Annotated in this window: 18 protein-coding genes; 6 read left to right on the forward strand and 12 right to left on the reverse strand. The window is 46.3% G+C overall.

The window, feature by feature from the left end; all coding sequences use genetic code 11:
- Nucleotides 1-269: 269 nt before the first annotated feature.
- Nucleotides 270-2,069, reverse strand: coding sequence for a M3 family oligoendopeptidase (locus tag MHB43_RS27045; protein WP_339179181.1), 1,800 nt, complete (start codon nt 2,067-2,069; stop codon nt 270-272).
- Nucleotides 2,070-2,187: 118 nt separating this feature from the next.
- Between MHB43_RS27045 and MHB43_RS27050 the strand changes: the two genes are divergently transcribed.
- Both MHB43_RS27050 and MHB43_RS27055 read left to right on the forward strand, forming a co-directional pair.
- Nucleotides 2,188-2,358 (forward strand): YycC family protein, encoded by a 171-nt coding sequence (locus MHB43_RS27050; RefSeq protein WP_338588501.1) that lies wholly within the window; start codon nt 2,188-2,190, stop codon nt 2,356-2,358.
- On the forward strand, nt 2,355-2,588 hold the full coding sequence (locus tag MHB43_RS27055) for a hypothetical protein (RefSeq protein WP_017692378.1): 234 nt from the start codon (nt 2,355-2,357) through the stop codon (nt 2,586-2,588). The genes MHB43_RS27050 and MHB43_RS27055 overlap by 4 nt, the downstream gene beginning before the upstream one ends.
- Before the next feature lie 12 nt (nt 2,589-2,600).
- Here MHB43_RS27055 and MHB43_RS27060 read toward each other — a convergent pair whose 3' ends face one another.
- From MHB43_RS27060 to MHB43_RS27070, 3 genes are all read right to left on the reverse strand, one after another.
- Nucleotides 2,601-3,332, reverse strand: coding sequence for a DUF2225 domain-containing protein (locus MHB43_RS27060; protein ID WP_237178526.1), 732 nt, complete (start codon nt 3,330-3,332; stop codon nt 2,601-2,603).
- Nucleotides 3,333-3,375: 43 nt separating this feature from the next.
- The gene (locus MHB43_RS27065) at nt 3,376-3,753 is read right to left on the reverse strand and encodes a globin (RefSeq protein WP_036605723.1); all 378 of its coding nucleotides are present in this window, start codon (nt 3,751-3,753) and stop codon (nt 3,376-3,378) included.
- 244 nt (nt 3,754-3,997) lie between these two features.
- A complete protein-coding gene (locus tag MHB43_RS27070; protein WP_155984997.1) occupies nt 3,998-4,162 on the reverse strand; it encodes a hypothetical protein in 165 nt (54 codons plus the stop codon).
- A gap of 151 nt (nt 4,163-4,313) precedes the next feature.
- Between MHB43_RS27070 and ylbJ the strand changes: the two genes are divergently transcribed.
- Together ylbJ and MHB43_RS27080 are read left to right on the forward strand one after the other, a co-directional pair.
- The gene (gene ylbJ / locus MHB43_RS27075; RefSeq protein ID WP_405130813.1) at nt 4,314-5,567 is read left to right on the forward strand and encodes a sporulation integral membrane protein YlbJ; all 1,254 of its coding nucleotides are present in this window, start codon (nt 4,314-4,316) and stop codon (nt 5,565-5,567) included.
- A gap of 104 nt (nt 5,568-5,671) precedes the next feature.
- Nucleotides 5,672-6,475 (forward strand): NAD kinase, encoded by an 804-nt coding sequence (locus MHB43_RS27080; RefSeq protein ID WP_221823620.1) that lies wholly within the window; start codon nt 5,672-5,674, stop codon nt 6,473-6,475.
- 28 nt (nt 6,476-6,503) lie between these two features.
- Here the strand turns inward: MHB43_RS27080 and MHB43_RS27085 are convergent, their stop codons facing one another.
- Complete coding sequence (locus MHB43_RS27085; RefSeq protein ID WP_405130814.1) at nt 6,504-6,935, reverse strand: YutD family protein; 432 nt, start codon at nt 6,933-6,935, stop codon at nt 6,504-6,506.
- A gap of 14 nt (nt 6,936-6,949) precedes the next feature.
- Nucleotides 6,950-7,849 (reverse strand): lipoyl synthase, encoded by a 900-nt coding sequence (gene lipA, locus MHB43_RS27090; protein ID WP_017692371.1) that lies wholly within the window; start codon nt 7,847-7,849, stop codon nt 6,950-6,952.
- Between the two features lie 240 nt (nt 7,850-8,089).
- On the opposite strand from lipA, the gene MHB43_RS27095 reads away from it, so the two are divergent.
- Nucleotides 8,090-9,160 carry a M23 family metallopeptidase gene (locus MHB43_RS27095; protein ID WP_339297985.1) on the forward strand — a complete coding sequence of 357 codons (1,071 nt, stop codon included), beginning with the start codon at nt 8,090-8,092 and terminating at the stop codon, nt 9,158-9,160.
- Nucleotides 9,161-9,248: 88 nt separating this feature from the next.
- Here MHB43_RS27095 and yunB read toward each other — a convergent pair whose 3' ends face one another.
- From yunB to zwf, 4 genes are all read right to left on the reverse strand, one after another.
- Nucleotides 9,249-10,127, reverse strand: coding sequence for a sporulation protein YunB (gene yunB / locus MHB43_RS27100; protein ID WP_237178522.1), 879 nt, complete (start codon nt 10,125-10,127; stop codon nt 9,249-9,251).
- 264 nt (nt 10,128-10,391) lie between these two features.
- Complete coding sequence (fsa, locus tag MHB43_RS27105) at nt 10,392-11,036, reverse strand: fructose-6-phosphate aldolase (RefSeq protein ID WP_036605718.1); 645 nt, start codon at nt 11,034-11,036, stop codon at nt 10,392-10,394.
- Nucleotides 11,037-11,122: 86 nt separating this feature from the next.
- Nucleotides 11,123-12,016 (reverse strand): phosphogluconate dehydrogenase (NAD(+)-dependent, decarboxylating), encoded by an 894-nt coding sequence (gene gnd / locus MHB43_RS27110; protein ID WP_062838007.1) that lies wholly within the window; start codon nt 12,014-12,016, stop codon nt 11,123-11,125.
- A gap of 555 nt (nt 12,017-12,571) precedes the next feature.
- Nucleotides 12,572-14,026 (reverse strand): glucose-6-phosphate dehydrogenase, encoded by a 1,455-nt coding sequence (zwf, locus tag MHB43_RS27115; RefSeq protein ID WP_237178520.1) that lies wholly within the window; start codon nt 14,024-14,026, stop codon nt 12,572-12,574.
- A 416-nt stretch (nt 14,027-14,442) separates the two neighbouring features.
- Between zwf and MHB43_RS27120 the strand changes: the two genes are divergently transcribed.
- The gene (locus tag MHB43_RS27120) at nt 14,443-14,763 is read left to right on the forward strand and encodes a helix-turn-helix domain-containing protein (protein ID WP_036605715.1); all 321 of its coding nucleotides are present in this window, start codon (nt 14,443-14,445) and stop codon (nt 14,761-14,763) included.
- 317 nt (nt 14,764-15,080) lie between these two features.
- Here the strand turns inward: MHB43_RS27120 and MHB43_RS27125 are convergent, their stop codons facing one another.
- The gene (locus tag MHB43_RS27125) at nt 15,081-15,377 is read right to left on the reverse strand and encodes a hypothetical protein (RefSeq protein WP_405130815.1); all 297 of its coding nucleotides are present in this window, start codon (nt 15,375-15,377) and stop codon (nt 15,081-15,083) included.
- Between the two features lie 210 nt (nt 15,378-15,587).
- Nucleotides 15,588-16,745, reverse strand: coding sequence for a Gfo/Idh/MocA family protein (locus MHB43_RS27130; protein ID WP_237178518.1), 1,158 nt, complete (start codon nt 16,743-16,745; stop codon nt 15,588-15,590).
- Nucleotides 16,746-16,787: the final 42 nt, after the last annotated feature.

The raw sequence follows: 16,787 nt of genomic DNA on the forward strand, positions 1-16,787 counted from the left end.
CACTCTCCTTATATGCTTATAGTCCTATACATCAAGGACTTATGACTCATTATATGACATCATATGTGCTCATTCAACAAAGAACGGCAAAGTTGGGTATTTCTAACTATGATTTGCACAATTAATTGCCATTTCACTTCCTTAAACTGAGCTTTTTCACTTAATTACGACAAAATCTTCGAGAATCGAAAATGAGGATTCAGTACAAAAAAAGGCTGAAATCCCGAGTCTGTTAACACGGGATTTCAGCCTTTTTATATATGTTCAACCTATTTTTCGGTTGCTGTCATCTGTAGAAACTGCTCAATATCGGCAATAACCAAGTCCGCAGCATTTTGCCAGAATTCCGGTTGTGTCAGGTCGGTACCCAGATGTTTCTGAGCAAGTTCTTCGACCGTCATACGCCCTGTATCCCGCAACAAATCATCATATTTATCTGCAAATGCTGTACCTTCCTGCTGTGCTCTTGCATAGATTCCCGCACTGAACATATAACCGAACGTGTATGGGAAATTATAGAACGGTACACCAGTTAGATAGAAGTGCAGTTTGGATGCCCAGAAATGAGGGTGATCTGATGCAAGTGCACCGCAGAACGCTTCCTGCTGCGCCTCCACCATTAATTTTGATAATTCATCCGCGTTGACCAAGCCTTTTTTGCGTTGTTCATAGAAACGATTCTCAAACAGGAACCGGGCATGGATGTTCATAAAGAAAGCCACACTTCGCTGTATCTTGTCTTCCAGCAAAGCCAGCTTCTCTTGCTCATCTGTTGCCGCCTGCACCAGGGCATCAGCTACAATCAGTTCAGCAAACGTGGACGCTGTCTCAGCCACATTCATCGCATAACGTTGATTCAATGCAGGCAACTCTTCCATAATGTGTTGATGATATCCATGACCAAGTTCATGCGCAAGGGTCGACACATTAGACGGTGTCCCGGAGAAGGTCATGAAAATTCGAGTTGCTTTGCTAAGTGGCAAAGACGTACAGAATCCACCTGGACGTTTGCCAGGACGGTCTTCTGCTTCGATCCAGCGTTTCTCAAAAGCCATCTCTGCAAATGAGGAAAGTTTAGGACTGAACTTGGCAAACTGCTCAACAATATTGATGGCTGCCTCATCGTAAGTGATTTTGCCACTCGATTTACCTACAGGTGCATCTACGTCGCTCCAGCTGAGTTTGTCTACCCCCAGCAGTTCTGCCTTGCGCTCCAGATATTGAACAAGCGCAGGTTTGGCACCGTTAATCACATCCCACATCGTATCCAGTGTCTGACGTGACATCCGGTTAATGGCCAGAGGTTCTTTGAGGATATCATCCCAGCCACGTTTCTCATATAACTTCAGACGGAATCCCGCGAGGTGATTCAGCGTGTCAGCGCAGAAATCTTCGACATCGGTCCAAGCCTGCTCCCAGTTTGCGAATACCGTCTCGCGTACATTCCGATCACTATCGCTCAGCTTGTTGGCAGCCTGTCCTGCGGAGAGCATCACCGTTTCCCCATCTTGCTCAAATGGAATGTTCACCTTGCTGACAATCGTGTTGTAGAATTTGCCCCAACCATGGTAACCATCCACACCCAGATCCAGAGCAAGACCTTCCAGTTCAGGCGACAGCTTCTCACGAGCCAGCGTGCGACTCTCGTTCAGTACAAATGCCAGCGGCTGAATATCTTCCCGAGCAATCCAAGCGTCCCACACCGAATCCGATGTCTGACTGAGTGTATTATCGAACTTCGATTTGCTGCCGTTCAGCATCGCTGCAATAGAACTGATGGCGCCCTGAAGCTGGGTTGCCTTTTTGTCCTTCTGGTTTTGCGATGAGAGGCAGGATACAAACGCAGAACCTTCCGATATGCGGATATAACAGCTTTGCAGCAGTTCCAAAATCGGATCAAATGCAGCCGTCTCTTCTAATGAAGTCGGTGCAGGTGTTTCGTTCAACAGATTTTGCAGTTTACGTACATCCTCTTCCAGTTCAATCAGATACGCAGCGAATGTCTCGGAGGAAGAACCTCCACTAAAAATGGACTCCAGATCCCATACGGGGTGTAATGGCGTTTTCATTTAATAAGGCACCTCTCTCTATAAATTGGATGGTTAGGATTGAATTAAAAACTGGTTTTCTGTGTGCCATATCTCTATACTAGAGAAATACTTATAGTAACTTTCAGGAGGTAAACGTATGAAACCTTTACAAGTATCGGCTGATACAGCCGTCAAATTAGCAGAATCCCTGGGCGTACCTTTGGAGCACCTGATGCACATGCCCCAACATATCCTGATGCAGAAGATTGCGGAACTTGCCAAACAAGAAGCCTCCAAACCTTCCGCATCAGAAGGCGAACAAGAATGATTCCGTTTGAGAACAGCTGGCCTTACGATATTGTGATGGGAGACATCTATGTACAGCAATGTCCCTATTGTCATGCAAGCAACGTGCTGCTCCCCCTCAAACCCAAAGAGCTTGTGCTCATTCGCGAAGGCAAAAAGAAATTACTGGTCTTTCCCTGCTGTAATACAAGCATGACCGTGATCGACAACGACAGTGACTATTTGTTATCCAGCCGTCCTGTCCGTAACTAATGTAAGATCAACTTAGAGGGGGCTGCGCTTTGCAGCCTCTTTGTCTGTTTCCAGCATCTCTTCAGGGAGTTCCAACTTACTTGAAATCATCTGCTCACGCAGCAGAGCCCACTGTTCCCTTGAAGCACGAATCATGGCCGCATCTGTGATCCGCTTGTCATGAATGACCTTGCTGAACCATTGCACTGCTTCATTAAACCGCCCTACCCTGCGGTTCAATTCCCCGAGCAAATACAACAGTTTGGCTTCATTGCCACCCGTTCCTTCACGTTCGAACACCTTTACATAGGCTTCAAGGCTAAATTCAAGAAAACGATGTTCCTGTGCATGGTCCTCCATATAACGATACAACCAAGCTATATGATGCAACAGACCAGCGACGACACGATCTTTCTCCTGGATAACCTGTGCGCATAGCAAGGCAAGCTTGTACGTAGCCAGCGCCTGTTCCAGTGTTCGTGCTCCGCTATAATCACGTTTAACCCAGCGGTTACCGATCTGTTCCTTAAAAGCCTTGCGCTGAGCATCATTCAAATGCTCCGTTGCGTTCTCCGTCGAGGCAAACCCGCACTGCGGACAGATGCGAACCACATAAAAATCTGGATTCTCCAGCTTGTAGTACGCACAAAAATCCGAATCCGTCCGGTAGGGCCTTTTCAAACTCGGTCTTACCCGTGAGGTTTCATACTCGGTTTCGCAATAATGGCAGGTCACTTTCACCTTATACAGCGGCTCTAATTCCAATCTCTCCCATCCCTCTCCCGTACGCTCGTAATCATATTCGGAACTATGGTGTATTCACAAAATGATGTGCAGGCCCGGATAAACGCTGCAGGATAAACGAATGCAAGGGCTCCTCCACACCAATCTGTGTTAAGGCTTGATCCATACATGCAAGCCAAGCCTCAGCCCGTTCAACCGTCACTTCAAAATGCATATGACGGGCACGCATCATCGGATGTCCAAACGCCTCGGAAAACAGCCCTGGGCCTCCAAAAAACTGAGACAAAAACATATACTGCTTGTCGATGACCGGCTGAATATCTTCCGGGAAAAGCGGAGCCAGCTGCTCATTCTGCTGAACGATTGGATAAAAGGCCTCGACCAGTGCGCGAACACCTTTCTCACCGCCAAGATTGTCATAAATACTCAAACTGGGATTCATTCGTCTGATTCCCCTTTCTGATGTCGAATTTTGCCATATATTACACGTTCCGTGAACATTGTGAAAACAGTAACAATAACCAGGCTCCAAAAGCCTTTATCTCCATTCTATCAAAAAAAACCAAAAAGTCCTATATAACATGAATTCATCAGGACATGTAACCTGCCACCTGTATATAGGACTTTCTTCAAAACATAACACAAAAAAAGCGCCAACCGCATAGGTTGGCGCACTAGATATTCCATTAATAACTCCGCCAGTCCTCTTCCTCAGAGCGTACCAACGAGGCACGTATCACATATACAAAAGCACAGACCAGGATTCCGGTGACAAGACTCATGATCATCACTCCATCCGAATTGAATTCCACCTTGGAGACAATTAGGTGACGTTCAGGCGTTTTTCTCATTTTAGCACACATCACTCAAAAACACAGCCACTTTTGCAAGCGCTTTCTACGTATAATTTTGTACTGTTTGTCCACTTTTTTTCATATATTGATGGCAATAACATCACAGACTTCGCACACCGACCATTCCAAAAATAAAGGAGAAGAATTCATGGCTGCTTCACAACGACTCACCCATGTCCTGGTCACACTCGCTCTCCTGATCCTTTGTGTGTTAATGGTCTTGTATCCAGCGGAAACCTGGCATGCGGGTGTACGCGGACTGTCCATCTGGTGGGACGTATTGTTTCCCTCCCTTTTTCCTTTTTTGGTGCTGTCCGAGCTGCTGCTCGGCTTTGGCATTGTTCATTTTCTAGGTACCTTGCTGAATCCACTGATGCGTCCATTGTTTCGTGTTCCCGGAAGCGGTGGTTTTGTATTTGCCGTGAGCTGTGCATCCGGTTATCCTACAGGGGCTAAACTGACCGCCCAGTTATGGGAACAAAAGCTGGTTACCCGGGAAGAAGGAGAACGGCTCGTTGCCTTCACTACATCATCCGATCCGATCTTCATGATTGGAGCGGTATCAGTTGGATTCTTCCATAATGTCGCCATTGCTCCAGTATTGGTTGCGAGCCATTACGCTGCAGCTTTTCTGGTGGGTATGCTCATGCGTTTTCACGGGGGTACAGCGGAAAGCTCACAACCAGACATCTCTTCTGCATCTCCATCGGAGGGGATACCTAGAAACAGACTGGTCCGGGCCATCTATGCGATGCATGAAGCAAGAAAGGCTGACGGACGGGCATTCGGTGAACTGCTGCGCACGGCAGTCTCCTCATCCCTTCGCCTTATTATTATCGTAGGAGGGCTGGTTGTATTCTTCTCGGTCATGATGGAGCTACTTGTCCAGACCGGTTGGCTTGGCGGGTTATACGGGATAACCGAGCAATTGTTACGACATAGCGGGCTGCCTCCATCCTTATCTCCTAGCTTGGTTGGCGGGCTGTTTGAAGTAACGCTGGGGAACAAAGAGGCCGGGAGTGCCGGGGCATCCATCCCACTCGTCTATAAAGTAGCTGCAGCAGCCTTTGTTCTCTCCTGGGGCGGATTATCCGTCCATGCACAGATTATGAGTGTTCTTAGCAACACTCCCATGAGATACGGTCCTTTTCTATTTGCCAGAGCAATTCATGCGCTAATCGCACCTGTGCTGGTCCTGCTATTGTGGACACCCATGATAGGGCGTTCCTCTTCACCCGTTCTTATGGAGCCCGGTTTCATCCCATCGTTATCAACGTATACACCGGACTGGGGACTGATTTTCTTATCAGGAATGATTGTTTTTGTAAGCCTCATCGTGTTGTTGTTATTCCTTGCGATATTAAGTTCCATTCTCAAGCCTAGACGACATGCCAAAAAATAAGTCAACGATTCATCTATATTTAACTGAATATGCGCCCAAACGTTGTGTTCTTCCGCGGAATTGATTATCATCGGTAGTATAATGACCACAAAGGAGCTTTCATCTTGAGATACTATGTTCAAGACCGCGGAGACCAGTTATCGATTGATCTCAGTCAGCAGTTTCACGCGCTGGCGAAGGAAGAAGGGTTCAAGCTGGATGCAGAATCGCCGGAGATTGTTATCTCCATCGGGGGCGATGGTACGATGCTACAGGCATTTCACAATTTCATCGACCGTATTCCGGATATTGCTTTTGTTGGGGTTCATACAGGCCATCTCGGCTTTTACGCCGATTGGAAGAAGGAAGAATTACGGGAGTTAGTCAGGCTGATGAGTGGCAAAGGAGATCCGGAGCGTCTCAAACCACGCATTGTGCAATACCCGCTACTGGAGCTTGAGATTCGGAAAAAGTCGGGGAATACCTCATACATCGCCCTTAATGAATTTACGTTAAAAGGTGTAGACGGTACCGTCGTGGCCCAGGTCGATATTAACGATGTGACATTTGAGATGTTCCGTGGGGATGGCATCTGTGTATCCACGCCATCAGGCAGCACGGCATACAACAAGGCCCTTGGCGGTGCCATGGTTCATCCGACCATCGAGGCAATTCAGATTGCGGAGATTGCATCGATTAATAACCGGGTCTATCGGACACTTGGTTCACCGGTTATTTTGCCCAAGCATCATCATTGTGATATTTTCTCCCGCAAGGATCAGCGGTTACTGATGACCATTGATCATGTGAATGTGATGGTGGAGGATCTGATCTCCGTCCGTTGTCAGGTATCCAGTCACAAGGTCAGTTTCGCACGTTTCCGCCCTTATCCATTCTGGAACCGGGTTCGCACGGCATTTCTTGACTAAAATAAACACAGCAAAAAAGCGGTCCTTCTCAGGAACCGCTTTTTGCTTTGGCTTGAGGCTGATCCTTGCTCTTCTGAAGTACAAAGTACGCACAGCCAAAGTTACAATATTCATTGATATAATCCACCATACTGGCGATCGTGGAATCCTTTGTCGCTTTTGGATGGTTATCACGGTAAAAACCTTTTAACCTCAACTGGCTATAACCCCAGTCCCCGATAATATAATCATAACGCTCCAGCACTTCACTGTAACGATCACGGAAGACCTCTGGATTCCAGCCTTCTTTGTGGTTCTGGACGATTTCATAATTTTTGCCGCCGATCTGTACAATGACCGGTTCTTTGGGCTTTTCCTCAACTGATTCAACAACTGATTCAACAACCGATTCCTGAACCGGCTCCTTGATCTGTTCCTGAAGTTGGTCCTGAATCTGTTCTGTAATTTTTTCTTCTTCCAATCCGGTATCCTCCATCACGCGTGTGTTGCCGCCTGTTCAGCATGCTTGGTAGCCGATTTCACCTGTTCATGCGCATGGTAGGAGCTGCGTACCATCGGGCCGGACTCGACGTGGCTGAATCCACGTTTTAATCCTTCCTGTTTCAATGCAGCAAACTCCTCTGGCGGATAATACTTTTCAACATACAGATGTTTCTCCGATGGCTGCAGATATTGACCAATCGTCATAATATCACAGTTCACCGCACGAAGATCATCCATTGTTGATAAAATTTCATTATATTCCTCACCTACACCAAGCATGATGCTTGATTTCGTAGGGATGTTAGGTTGCATTTCTTTGGCACGAGCAAGCAATTCCAGTGAACGTTTATATTTCGCCTTGGCACGCACTTTGTCTGACAACCGCTCAACTGTCTCAATATTGTGATTCAGGATGTCCGGTTTGGCATCCATTACAATCTGCAAAGATTCCCGATCACCCAGAAAGTCTGGAATGAGTACTTCAACGCTGCACAATGGCAATCGCCGCCGTACGGCCTTCACCGTCTCTGCAAAGATCGTAGCTCCCCCATCCTTCAGGTCATCACGGGCTACACTTGTAATTACGCAGTGTTGCAGATTCATCTGCTCTGCTGCTTCCGCCACACGTTCTGGTTCCTGCAAATCAAGCTCCGTTGGCAAGCCAGTATTCACCGCGCAAAAACGGCATGCCCTTGTGCAAATATCGCCCAAAATCATAAAAGTGGCCGTTCGATTGGCCCAGCATTCATAAATATTCGGACACCGCGCTTCCTCACATACCGTATGCAGCGTTTTGGAACGCATCATCGTTTTCATTTCCTGATAGTTATCGCCGGTTGTCAATTTGATCCGAATCCAATCCGGCTTCGGTTCTTTAACACGTTTAGCCAATGCATAAACCTTCTTTCTACTGAAGTTAGGCTGTTGCTCGGAACATATTATACCATGAAAGCGCTGGAAAAACCCCCATTTGTCACATCTTGTGCATTCATGCCCGATATGGACAATTTGTATAATTCGATTCCCCCCAAGAGTTTACATGGATAAAATGAGAACTTTTGAAGAACGCTAACCTTTAGCTTGGTTCATCGGGTACCTTGTATCATTCTAATGGAAAGGGGCTGCTTCCCAGTGCAACAACGCTTGACCTTCAGGCACACATACCGCTTTTGGATCAAAACATTACTTGCAGGTACTCTGCTTCTCCCATTCTTGCCTGTTGAAGTTTACAGTGAACCCGCCGAGGCCGCTCCCAAACCACAGGCTGCCGAGTTAAAACCCGCAGAAATTTTTGCTGCACGTCGCCATTTATATGAAACCATTGGTCAGATGACACAGATTCCCTGGTACAGGCTTGCCGCAATTGATCAGTATGAACGAACGATTACTCGTGCACACCCAAAGGATCGCAAGCATCCAGAACGGCTTACAGGTATCTTCATGACCCCTCCGGCCTGGAGAGGATGGTTAAATCCCGATGAGACGGATCAACATCCGGAATCCATTCTTTTTTTCAAAGGATATGGACGTGATGGTTCAGGAGACGGTAAAGCAGATGCCAACAATGATCAGGATGTGCTGTACAGCATGGCTTCTGTTATTCAAGGTTACGGAAACAAGCAAGAGGACTTCAACATTGCCTTGTGGGAATATTATCACAACTCCCGTGCTGTGCAACGGATACAGCAATTCGCGAAGTTATATGAGCATTTTGACAATCTGGACCTATTCGGACATGCCTTTCCGGTCCCGCTCGGAACCAACTACTCCTATCGCAGTACCTGGGGGACAAAAAGAAGCTGGGGCGGTTATCGCATTCATGAGGGAACAGATATTTTCGCTCCGCATGGCCTGCCTGTACGCAGTACCTGTTACGGAGTCGTGGAAATCAAAGGCTGGAACCCGTTTGGCGGCTGGCGCATCGGTATCCGGGATTTGAACAACCATTATCACTATTACGCTCACCTCTCGGGTTTTGACAAAAGTGCACGCATCGGTGAAGTTGTGATCCCCGGACAGGTTGTAGGTTGGGTGGGCAGTTCGGGTTACGGGAAACCTGGGACACAGGGCAAATTCCCTCCACATCTGCACTATGGGATCTACCGGGACAGTGGACTGCACGAATGGTCGTTTGATCCTTATCCACAGCTGAAACATTGGGAACAGGATGAACGCAAACAAAAGAACAAGAAAAGTAAGTAAAAGAAGGATATGCACGATCAGCAAAGCGAAAAAGGGACCTCTTTAATAGAGGCCCCTTTCTTTGTTTTACAATTCAAATTTGTGTGTATCATGGGTGCGCGTCCTTATTGAGCTGCAATCCCCCATTCACATCAGGCAGATCATCCGGTTCAATTTCAAGTTCATTCCCTTGCAAATGGTCTGACGGCGTTTGTTGCTGGTTCTGGCTAGGCGGATTCGTAGTTACTCCATTACCGCTTGATACACCCGTATGACCTGATGGCAGCGCAATAGCTGGGGCGTTACTGCCGTTAGTGCCCACTGGCTTGCCCTGATTATCGTAATAATACATTGGCACATCCCCGACAACCAGAAGGTAGGAAATCGGGATCTCCGTATCAACCGTTTCGGGCTCCATGTCGAATGGAACCACGACCGCGACCTCAGCAATAATGTGAATGTACACTTCCACCAAAATCATGTTAATCCCCGCATTTTGCTGACGGGTGTTCAGGTCCACTTTGACAGCGCCTTGGGGCTCAATACGAACCGGTATACTCGGGCCAAATGAAGCCAACACCGGACTGCCCAGCGCCTGCCCCAGCGGGATTTTTTCTTTTAACATGTGTACATTCTGCAGCGTGGATTGCACAATATTCATCGTACTTGCAGTAATTCGCATATGCTCATTGTAGTTCAGCATGAAACCGGACACTTTCCCGGCGGTATCCGTCTTCCAGTCAATCAGTCCTTCGTTGGTTTTGCCATCTGCAACCTGTGCTGTAATCGCCTTGTTGATCGCTTCAGTCGCAATCTGCTTCACTCTGATCTTGGCCAAGTGCATGATGGGGGGCTTCATCTTTTTATCCACATAAGCAAAGCCCTGCATCAAACAAAACGCGGTGACCAATAGAATGATCAACCACATTTTGCGTTTGCCGCTTGGTGGCTTACGGCGTCTCCGGCTTCGCCATTTTCTTCTCATCATCGAAGTGTCCCTCCCCTACGGGATGAGCTATAGGCTATATGTTAACCTTATGCACCGTTGTCCCGAAAAAGAAGGACAGTACGTGGACACTGGATAGAAAGTAACAACAACATGAAAGGGACAAGTACTCCTCATTGTTTAAACTAACCGCAAATCGGAAACTACATAAACAGAGACTAAAAAAGCCTTTCGCCTGCAGTTTACTCTGCAAGGCAAAAGGCTTTACGTTTAGACCACCCAAAGATTCAGGCCATGTCTATCCTTTTATTTCGGAACAGATTCCCAGTCTTTCAGGAAACGTTCAATCCCGCTGTCCGTCAGTGGGTGTTTCCAGAGTGTCGGCAGAAGCGAACCCGGAATGGTGGCAATATGCGCACCGGAAAGGGCTGCATCCTCTACATGTTTGATATTGCGAATGCTTGCTGCGATAATCTCGGAAGGCAGATCATACATGTCCAGAATCAGACGCAGATCACGAATCAATTTCATACCATCCACCGCAATATCATCCAGACGACCAACGAATGGACTGATATAGGTTGCACCGGCTTTCGCCGCCATCAGACCCTGTGCTGCGGAGAAAATCAGCGTTACATTGGTTTTAATCCCTTTTTGCGTCAACTCATGACAAGCGTACAGCCCATCTTCGGTCATCGGCAATTTAATGACTACATTCGGTGCCCATTCTGCAATTTCATAAGCTTCCTTCAACATATCCTCGGCTTTGAGACCGATGACTTCAGCACTGACCGGCCCTTTAACAACGCCACAGATCTCCTGAATGACTTCTTTAAATACGCGACCTTCTTTGGCAATCAAAGACGGGTTAGTCGTGACTCCATCCACCAGACCCAGACGTTCGATCCGTTTGATTTCTTCCACATTCCCTGTATCCAAGAAAAATTTCATGATATGTTCCCTCCACTTGATGAATTCGTAAACACGATATAAGTCATTACCCGATGTTCATCATATGTTAACAGTTATATATAAAATTAATTTTTCTCTACTGCGTGACCGCCAAATTCATTACGCAATGCTGCTACCACTTTACCTGTGAATGTATCTGTTTCCAGTGAACGATAACGCATCAGCAAGGACAACGCAATAACCGGTGTAGCGGTTTGAAGGTCAAATGCCGTTTCTACCGTCCAGCGTCCTTCACCGGAAGAGTGCATTACACCTTTAATCTCATCGAGGTTGGCATCTTTGGAGAAGGCACGTTCTGTCAGCTCCATCAACCAAGAGCGGATAACGGAACCGTTGTTCCATACGCGAGCCACTTGTTCGAAGTCGAAGTCAAACCCACTTTTCTCCAATACGTCAAAACCTTCACCGATGGATGCCATCATACCGTACTCGATACCATTGTGAACCATTTTGAGGAAGTGACCGCTTCCCGCTTTACCAGCATACAGGTAGCCATTCTCCACGGAAGTGTCTTTAAATGCCGGTTCAACGATTGCCCAAGCTTCCGGGTCTCCACCGATCATATAACATGCTCCATTACGTGCGCCTTCCATACCGCCAGATGTACCTGCATCCATGTAGTGAATGCCTTTAGTTTTCATCTCTTCGTAACGACGGATGGATTCTTTGTAGTGGGAGTTACCCGCTTCAATAATGATGTCCCCTTTGGACAACAATGGGCTAACTTCAGCCAGCACAGCGTCTACTACGTTGTGGGGAACCATGATCCACAATACACGTGGGGATTCGAGCGAAGCCACCATCTCTGCGTAAGAAGATACGCCTTCAGCGCCATATTCTTTCATTTCATTAACTGCTTCAGCGTTCAGGTCAAAAGCAACCACTTCGTGTTTGTGATCAATCAAGTTTCTACCCAGGTTCAATCCCATTTTTCCTAATCCGACAAGTCCAAGTTTCATTTCAAAATCCTCCTGTTATGAACAATGTTTAAATTTCATTTGCGTTCAAAATTAGAAATAAGTGCTTAAAGTTTGGCGAAGTATCCGTTCCGGTCACGAATCGTTCTTTTGATCGCTGTTATCCCCAGATTTTTTGAATCTCCTATATAGGAGAAAATCCAAGGATAAAGGCGAACGCTACGCTTCTTCAGAATCGATTTCGTCCCCTACACTACATTCTCAGCGTTCAAGCCAACCCATTTTCAAAAATTGAACCGCTAATCTATATTCAAAAATTTTCACGGCCTTCCGGCAAACATAACCGGAAGGGCTTATGCAAAATTGGAACGGTATGATTCGTAATTAATACTGTTTTTATATCAGAATTGAATTGCAACATACGACCCAACTCGCTCTGGAGTACAGGCTCTAGACGAATAGGAGCATTTCGTTTTCTATATCCCGCTGAGCGGAAGGTGGTCTTTTGAAAAGGCAAAATGTTTATGGGTGAGCAGGACGGATTGTACTGTTGTTTTTACTATTCTCTTCTCTCTTATGCTCACTTTTTCTTTTCACTTACCACCAACGGTAACCGTCTGCTGCGGTCAGGCGATCTGCTGACTCTGGTCCATGCGAACCTGCACTGTACGTATCCAGTGGCACGCTGCCTGCTTCGAATGCTTCCTGAATCGGTTGCACCCATTGCCATGCCAGCTCCACTTCGTTCCAGTGAGCAAAGAAGGTGGAATCGCCACGCATTGCGTCAAAGATCAGATTCTCGTAAGCTTCAGGGATGTTACGTTTACCTGAGTTGAAGGTCATATGCATTGGTTCCACTTCACCATGGTTCAATGGATTCTTCGCATTTAATTGAAGCGAGATGCTTTCTCCCGGACCAATTTCAATCGTCAGCAGGTTAGGTTCCGTTGTATTTTCGGATTCATGACCGGTCTTCAGTGGTGCCTTGAATTCAACAACGATTCGGGTGGATTTCTCAGCCAGGCGTTTACCTGTACGGATATAAAAAGGAACTTCGCTCCAGAATGGATCATCGATCCACAGTCTTGCGGCAACATAGGTCTCGTTCTGAGATCCGGCTGGAATGCCCGGCTCGTCCAGATATCCAACAACCGAGGAACCTTGCAGTTCACCTGCTGCATATTGCGCACGAACAACTTCAGAAGCGATATTTTCTTTTGTCAACGGACGAAGTGCTTCAGCAATTTTTTGCTTTTTGAATTGAATTTCTTCGGGTGTGCAACGTTTTGGTAAATGCAAACCAATCATCATCAGCAACTGAAGCATATGGTTTTGGAACATGTCACGAAGGGCACCGCTTTGGTCGTAATACGCGGCACGTTCTTCAACACCTACCGTCTCACTTGCCGTAATCTGTACATTGGCAATATAACGGTTAGACCACAACGCCTGAATCACCGGATTTGCATAGGTGAGCGTCTCAATATTTTGAACCATCGGTTTACCGAGGAAATGGTCAATGCGATAGATCTCTTCTTCCGCAAAGGTATTGCTCAGTTTTTCGTTCAGATCACGAGCCGATTGCAAATCATGTCCGAATGGTTTTTCGATAATCAGTTTCTTCCAGCCTTTGGTGTTACCCAGGCCACTTTCTTGAATGTTTAATGCGATTGGCTCAAAGAATTCTGGTGCCACCGACATGTAGAACATGCGGTTTTCGGGAATGTTAAGCTCTTGTTCACGCTGTTGAACCAGTTCCAACAGTTTGGTGTAATCTTCAAGCTTCGTATTATTTAAAGAACAATAACGGAAAGCTCCAATGAAATCACGAACCTGAGATGCTTCTTCCGGCGTCTGACGTGAGAATTCTTGCAGAGACTTTTCAACATTCGCTTGGAAGTCCGTATCCGACAATTCACGTCGTCCCAATCCAATAACGGAGAAGGATTTCGGCATTTTCTGATCCATGTACAAGTTATATAATGCAGGGTAAATCTTGCGTTTGGCTAAATCGCCTGTTGCCCCGAACAGGACAAATGTCATTGCATCCATTGGAGTGCCTCCTGTGATCTGTGCAGTATAGTATATGATGTTGCAAAATGTTCAAATCCAAGCATGACAAAAGACGGAATAAGTGGGTGTGTTCCCCGCCTTGCCTCCGTTTTATATATTGCACCTGAATTCAACCATGGAACATTCCTTCTCTCCACAACCTGTGTTTAGGTTATAAATTGTAACCATTTGAATTAACGTTACCCATATTACACCTGTCGTCACAATTCGTCAACAATCGTGTCGAACCTGTGAACTCCAGTGTTTATAGGGTTTTTATTTGATGATAACGCTTTATGTGGTAACATTAAGAACAATTGGCATGTGACATTTTACACATATGGCCTGTGGACAAGTAGGTTACAATAAGTATACTAATGATATTACAAGCAATACTAAATCAAAGGAGTACAATCATGAGCGATGATGAGAATGCCAAGCAAATATGCACAAAAGTGGAACAATCTTATCAGATCATTGGCCGAAAATGGGTAGCCCTCATTATCCATGCGTTGATGGAGGAACCCAAACGCTTCAGTGAGATTCACGCTTATATCCCTGACTTGAGCAAACGTGTGTTAAATGAGCGAATGAAGGAATTGGAGGAAGAAGGACTTGTGGTTCGCCATGTGGTCACGGAACGTCCAGTTCGAACTGAATATATGTTGTCACGAAAAGGAACGGAACTGGGGAGAGCGCTAAGCGCCGTGGAACGTTGGGCTGATAAGTGGTTGTAACAGCTTGAGGAATCCTTAATGTTTATTTAGCTTGAAGATTACCGAAGTGCAATCCCGGAGGTGGAGTATCGCATTTAGCAACTGGCTAGTGCAATCCGCATCCGGGATTTATTTACTTCAAACGGTAAATACTAATTGTGTAGTAGAGACGTAATAACGCTATTTTTACAATCCAAATTAATGCTTACTGTTCCGTTCAAATTGTTGCCATAATGCAGTGGTGTCGCCCAGGCAGATTTGCGAAATAACTGGATGAAATGCATCCGTTCGGAGATCCGGCACGTCTGCCAATCTCCTCCACCGAAAGTGTTGTTGTCTCAAGGAGAGGAGCAAGTGGGCTTGCTGCAACCTTCGAGCTTTAACGTGTTCCGTAACGCTGCTACCTGTCTCTTGATGAAAAATGCGGGAAGCATACGATTTAACAGGTAAACTTCTGCCGTCATCTGATCCAATCTCATCTCATATTCGAAATGCTCTTCAATCCACCGCATCATCTTCTCCGAGTGTTTCAAATGACGTGAATCCGCTAAATGTGAAAACGCTACATTTTCACTCTCTTTCGGCTGATCCAACACACTCAAAAGCTGAAACAAAACAGCACTGATTCTCCCCATTCTTCCCCCACACGACTACGAGACTGATTGTAGCTCTCATTGATCCAATCCCTGACTATGGAGATTATTATCTTGAAGTGATTGCCAGTTAAATGGATGGAAAAACCAAGTATATTGATTTTTTATGGTCATGTGGGTGTACTCGACCTAGTACAAAAAAAGATGCCGCTCTTACTTTGATGTGAAGGGGCATCTTTTTCAAGTAAAATACTACGAATCCAACTTGCTGCCTAGCGTAATACTCGAATCCTCAAAGTTGTCCACCGTCGTCTTTTTTTCATAAAAGTGTACGGCATGTTGCATAATTCCTTCTCTTGTGTAAAATGCGTCTTCCGCTCCTAGTGGGAAAACAACCTTTTCCCCCGTGCTTGCAGATTTGTAGATGCCTACAATCAGTTCAAGCGTATTCCGACCACTTTCGCCATCTACCAGAAGGGGTGATCCTGTCTCAATAGCGTTTAACACATTCTCAACTTGCCCAGCGTGACCGACATGAGTGACCTCCGGTAATTCGTCAGCGAGCTTCTGAATCTGGTGTTCCAACTCTCGATTCGGTTCCGGAAATCCGTTATTCCGCGCGGTAGAAGCAACCACTTTCCAAGGTGCAGATACCCGAGCTTCTTTGCCCTGAAAAATTAACTGTTGCTCCTCTCCGTGATGTACGACGGAACTGGTAATCATGCCAAGCGCCCCTTCCTGGAAGCGAAGCATCGCCATGGATATATCCTCAACTTCGGCATTATCATGTGCCGTATTTGCCATCATCGCCTGTAGTTCCACTGGAGGTCCCATCATCCAGAGCATGGCATCAATATGATGCACCGCATGATTAAGCGTACAGCCTCCGCCTTCTTTTTCCCATGTCCCGCGCCACCACAGATCATAATAATTGTGGCCCCGCCACCAGAACGAATCGACCTGCACATGTACAATCGGTCCCATCCGTTTACTGTCCAGTACACCTTTTAGCTTCATCATCGGTGTCGTAAACCGATTCTGTGCTACTACAGATAGTAACTTGCCACTTTCTTGCGCTGCTCTCAACATCAGATCCGCTTCCTCCAGGGAAGATGCCATCGGTTTTTCGACCAACACATGCGCACCTGCTTGCATGAAATCACACGCAATGGGAGCATGCGTATACGGTGGTGTACAGACTGATACCAGATCAATGTTTTGGGCAAGTAACTCTGTGTAATCCGTGACTGCTTGTGCACCTTCCAGACCATATTCATTAATTCGCTTCTGTGCTTTTTCCACGTAGATATCGACCACAGCAACAATCTGACATCGCTCAGGGAATGCCAAATATGCTGAGATATGTGCTCCACTAATTGCACCTGCTCCGATAATCGCCACTTTTAACATCGTTGCATACCTCCCTTATTCCCTTCACAATACACAATAATA

This window comes from Paenibacillus sp. FSL H8-0317 (assembly GCF_045040685.1).
In the GTDB taxonomy this organism is placed as follows: Bacteria; Bacillota; Bacilli; order Paenibacillales; family Paenibacillaceae; genus Paenibacillus.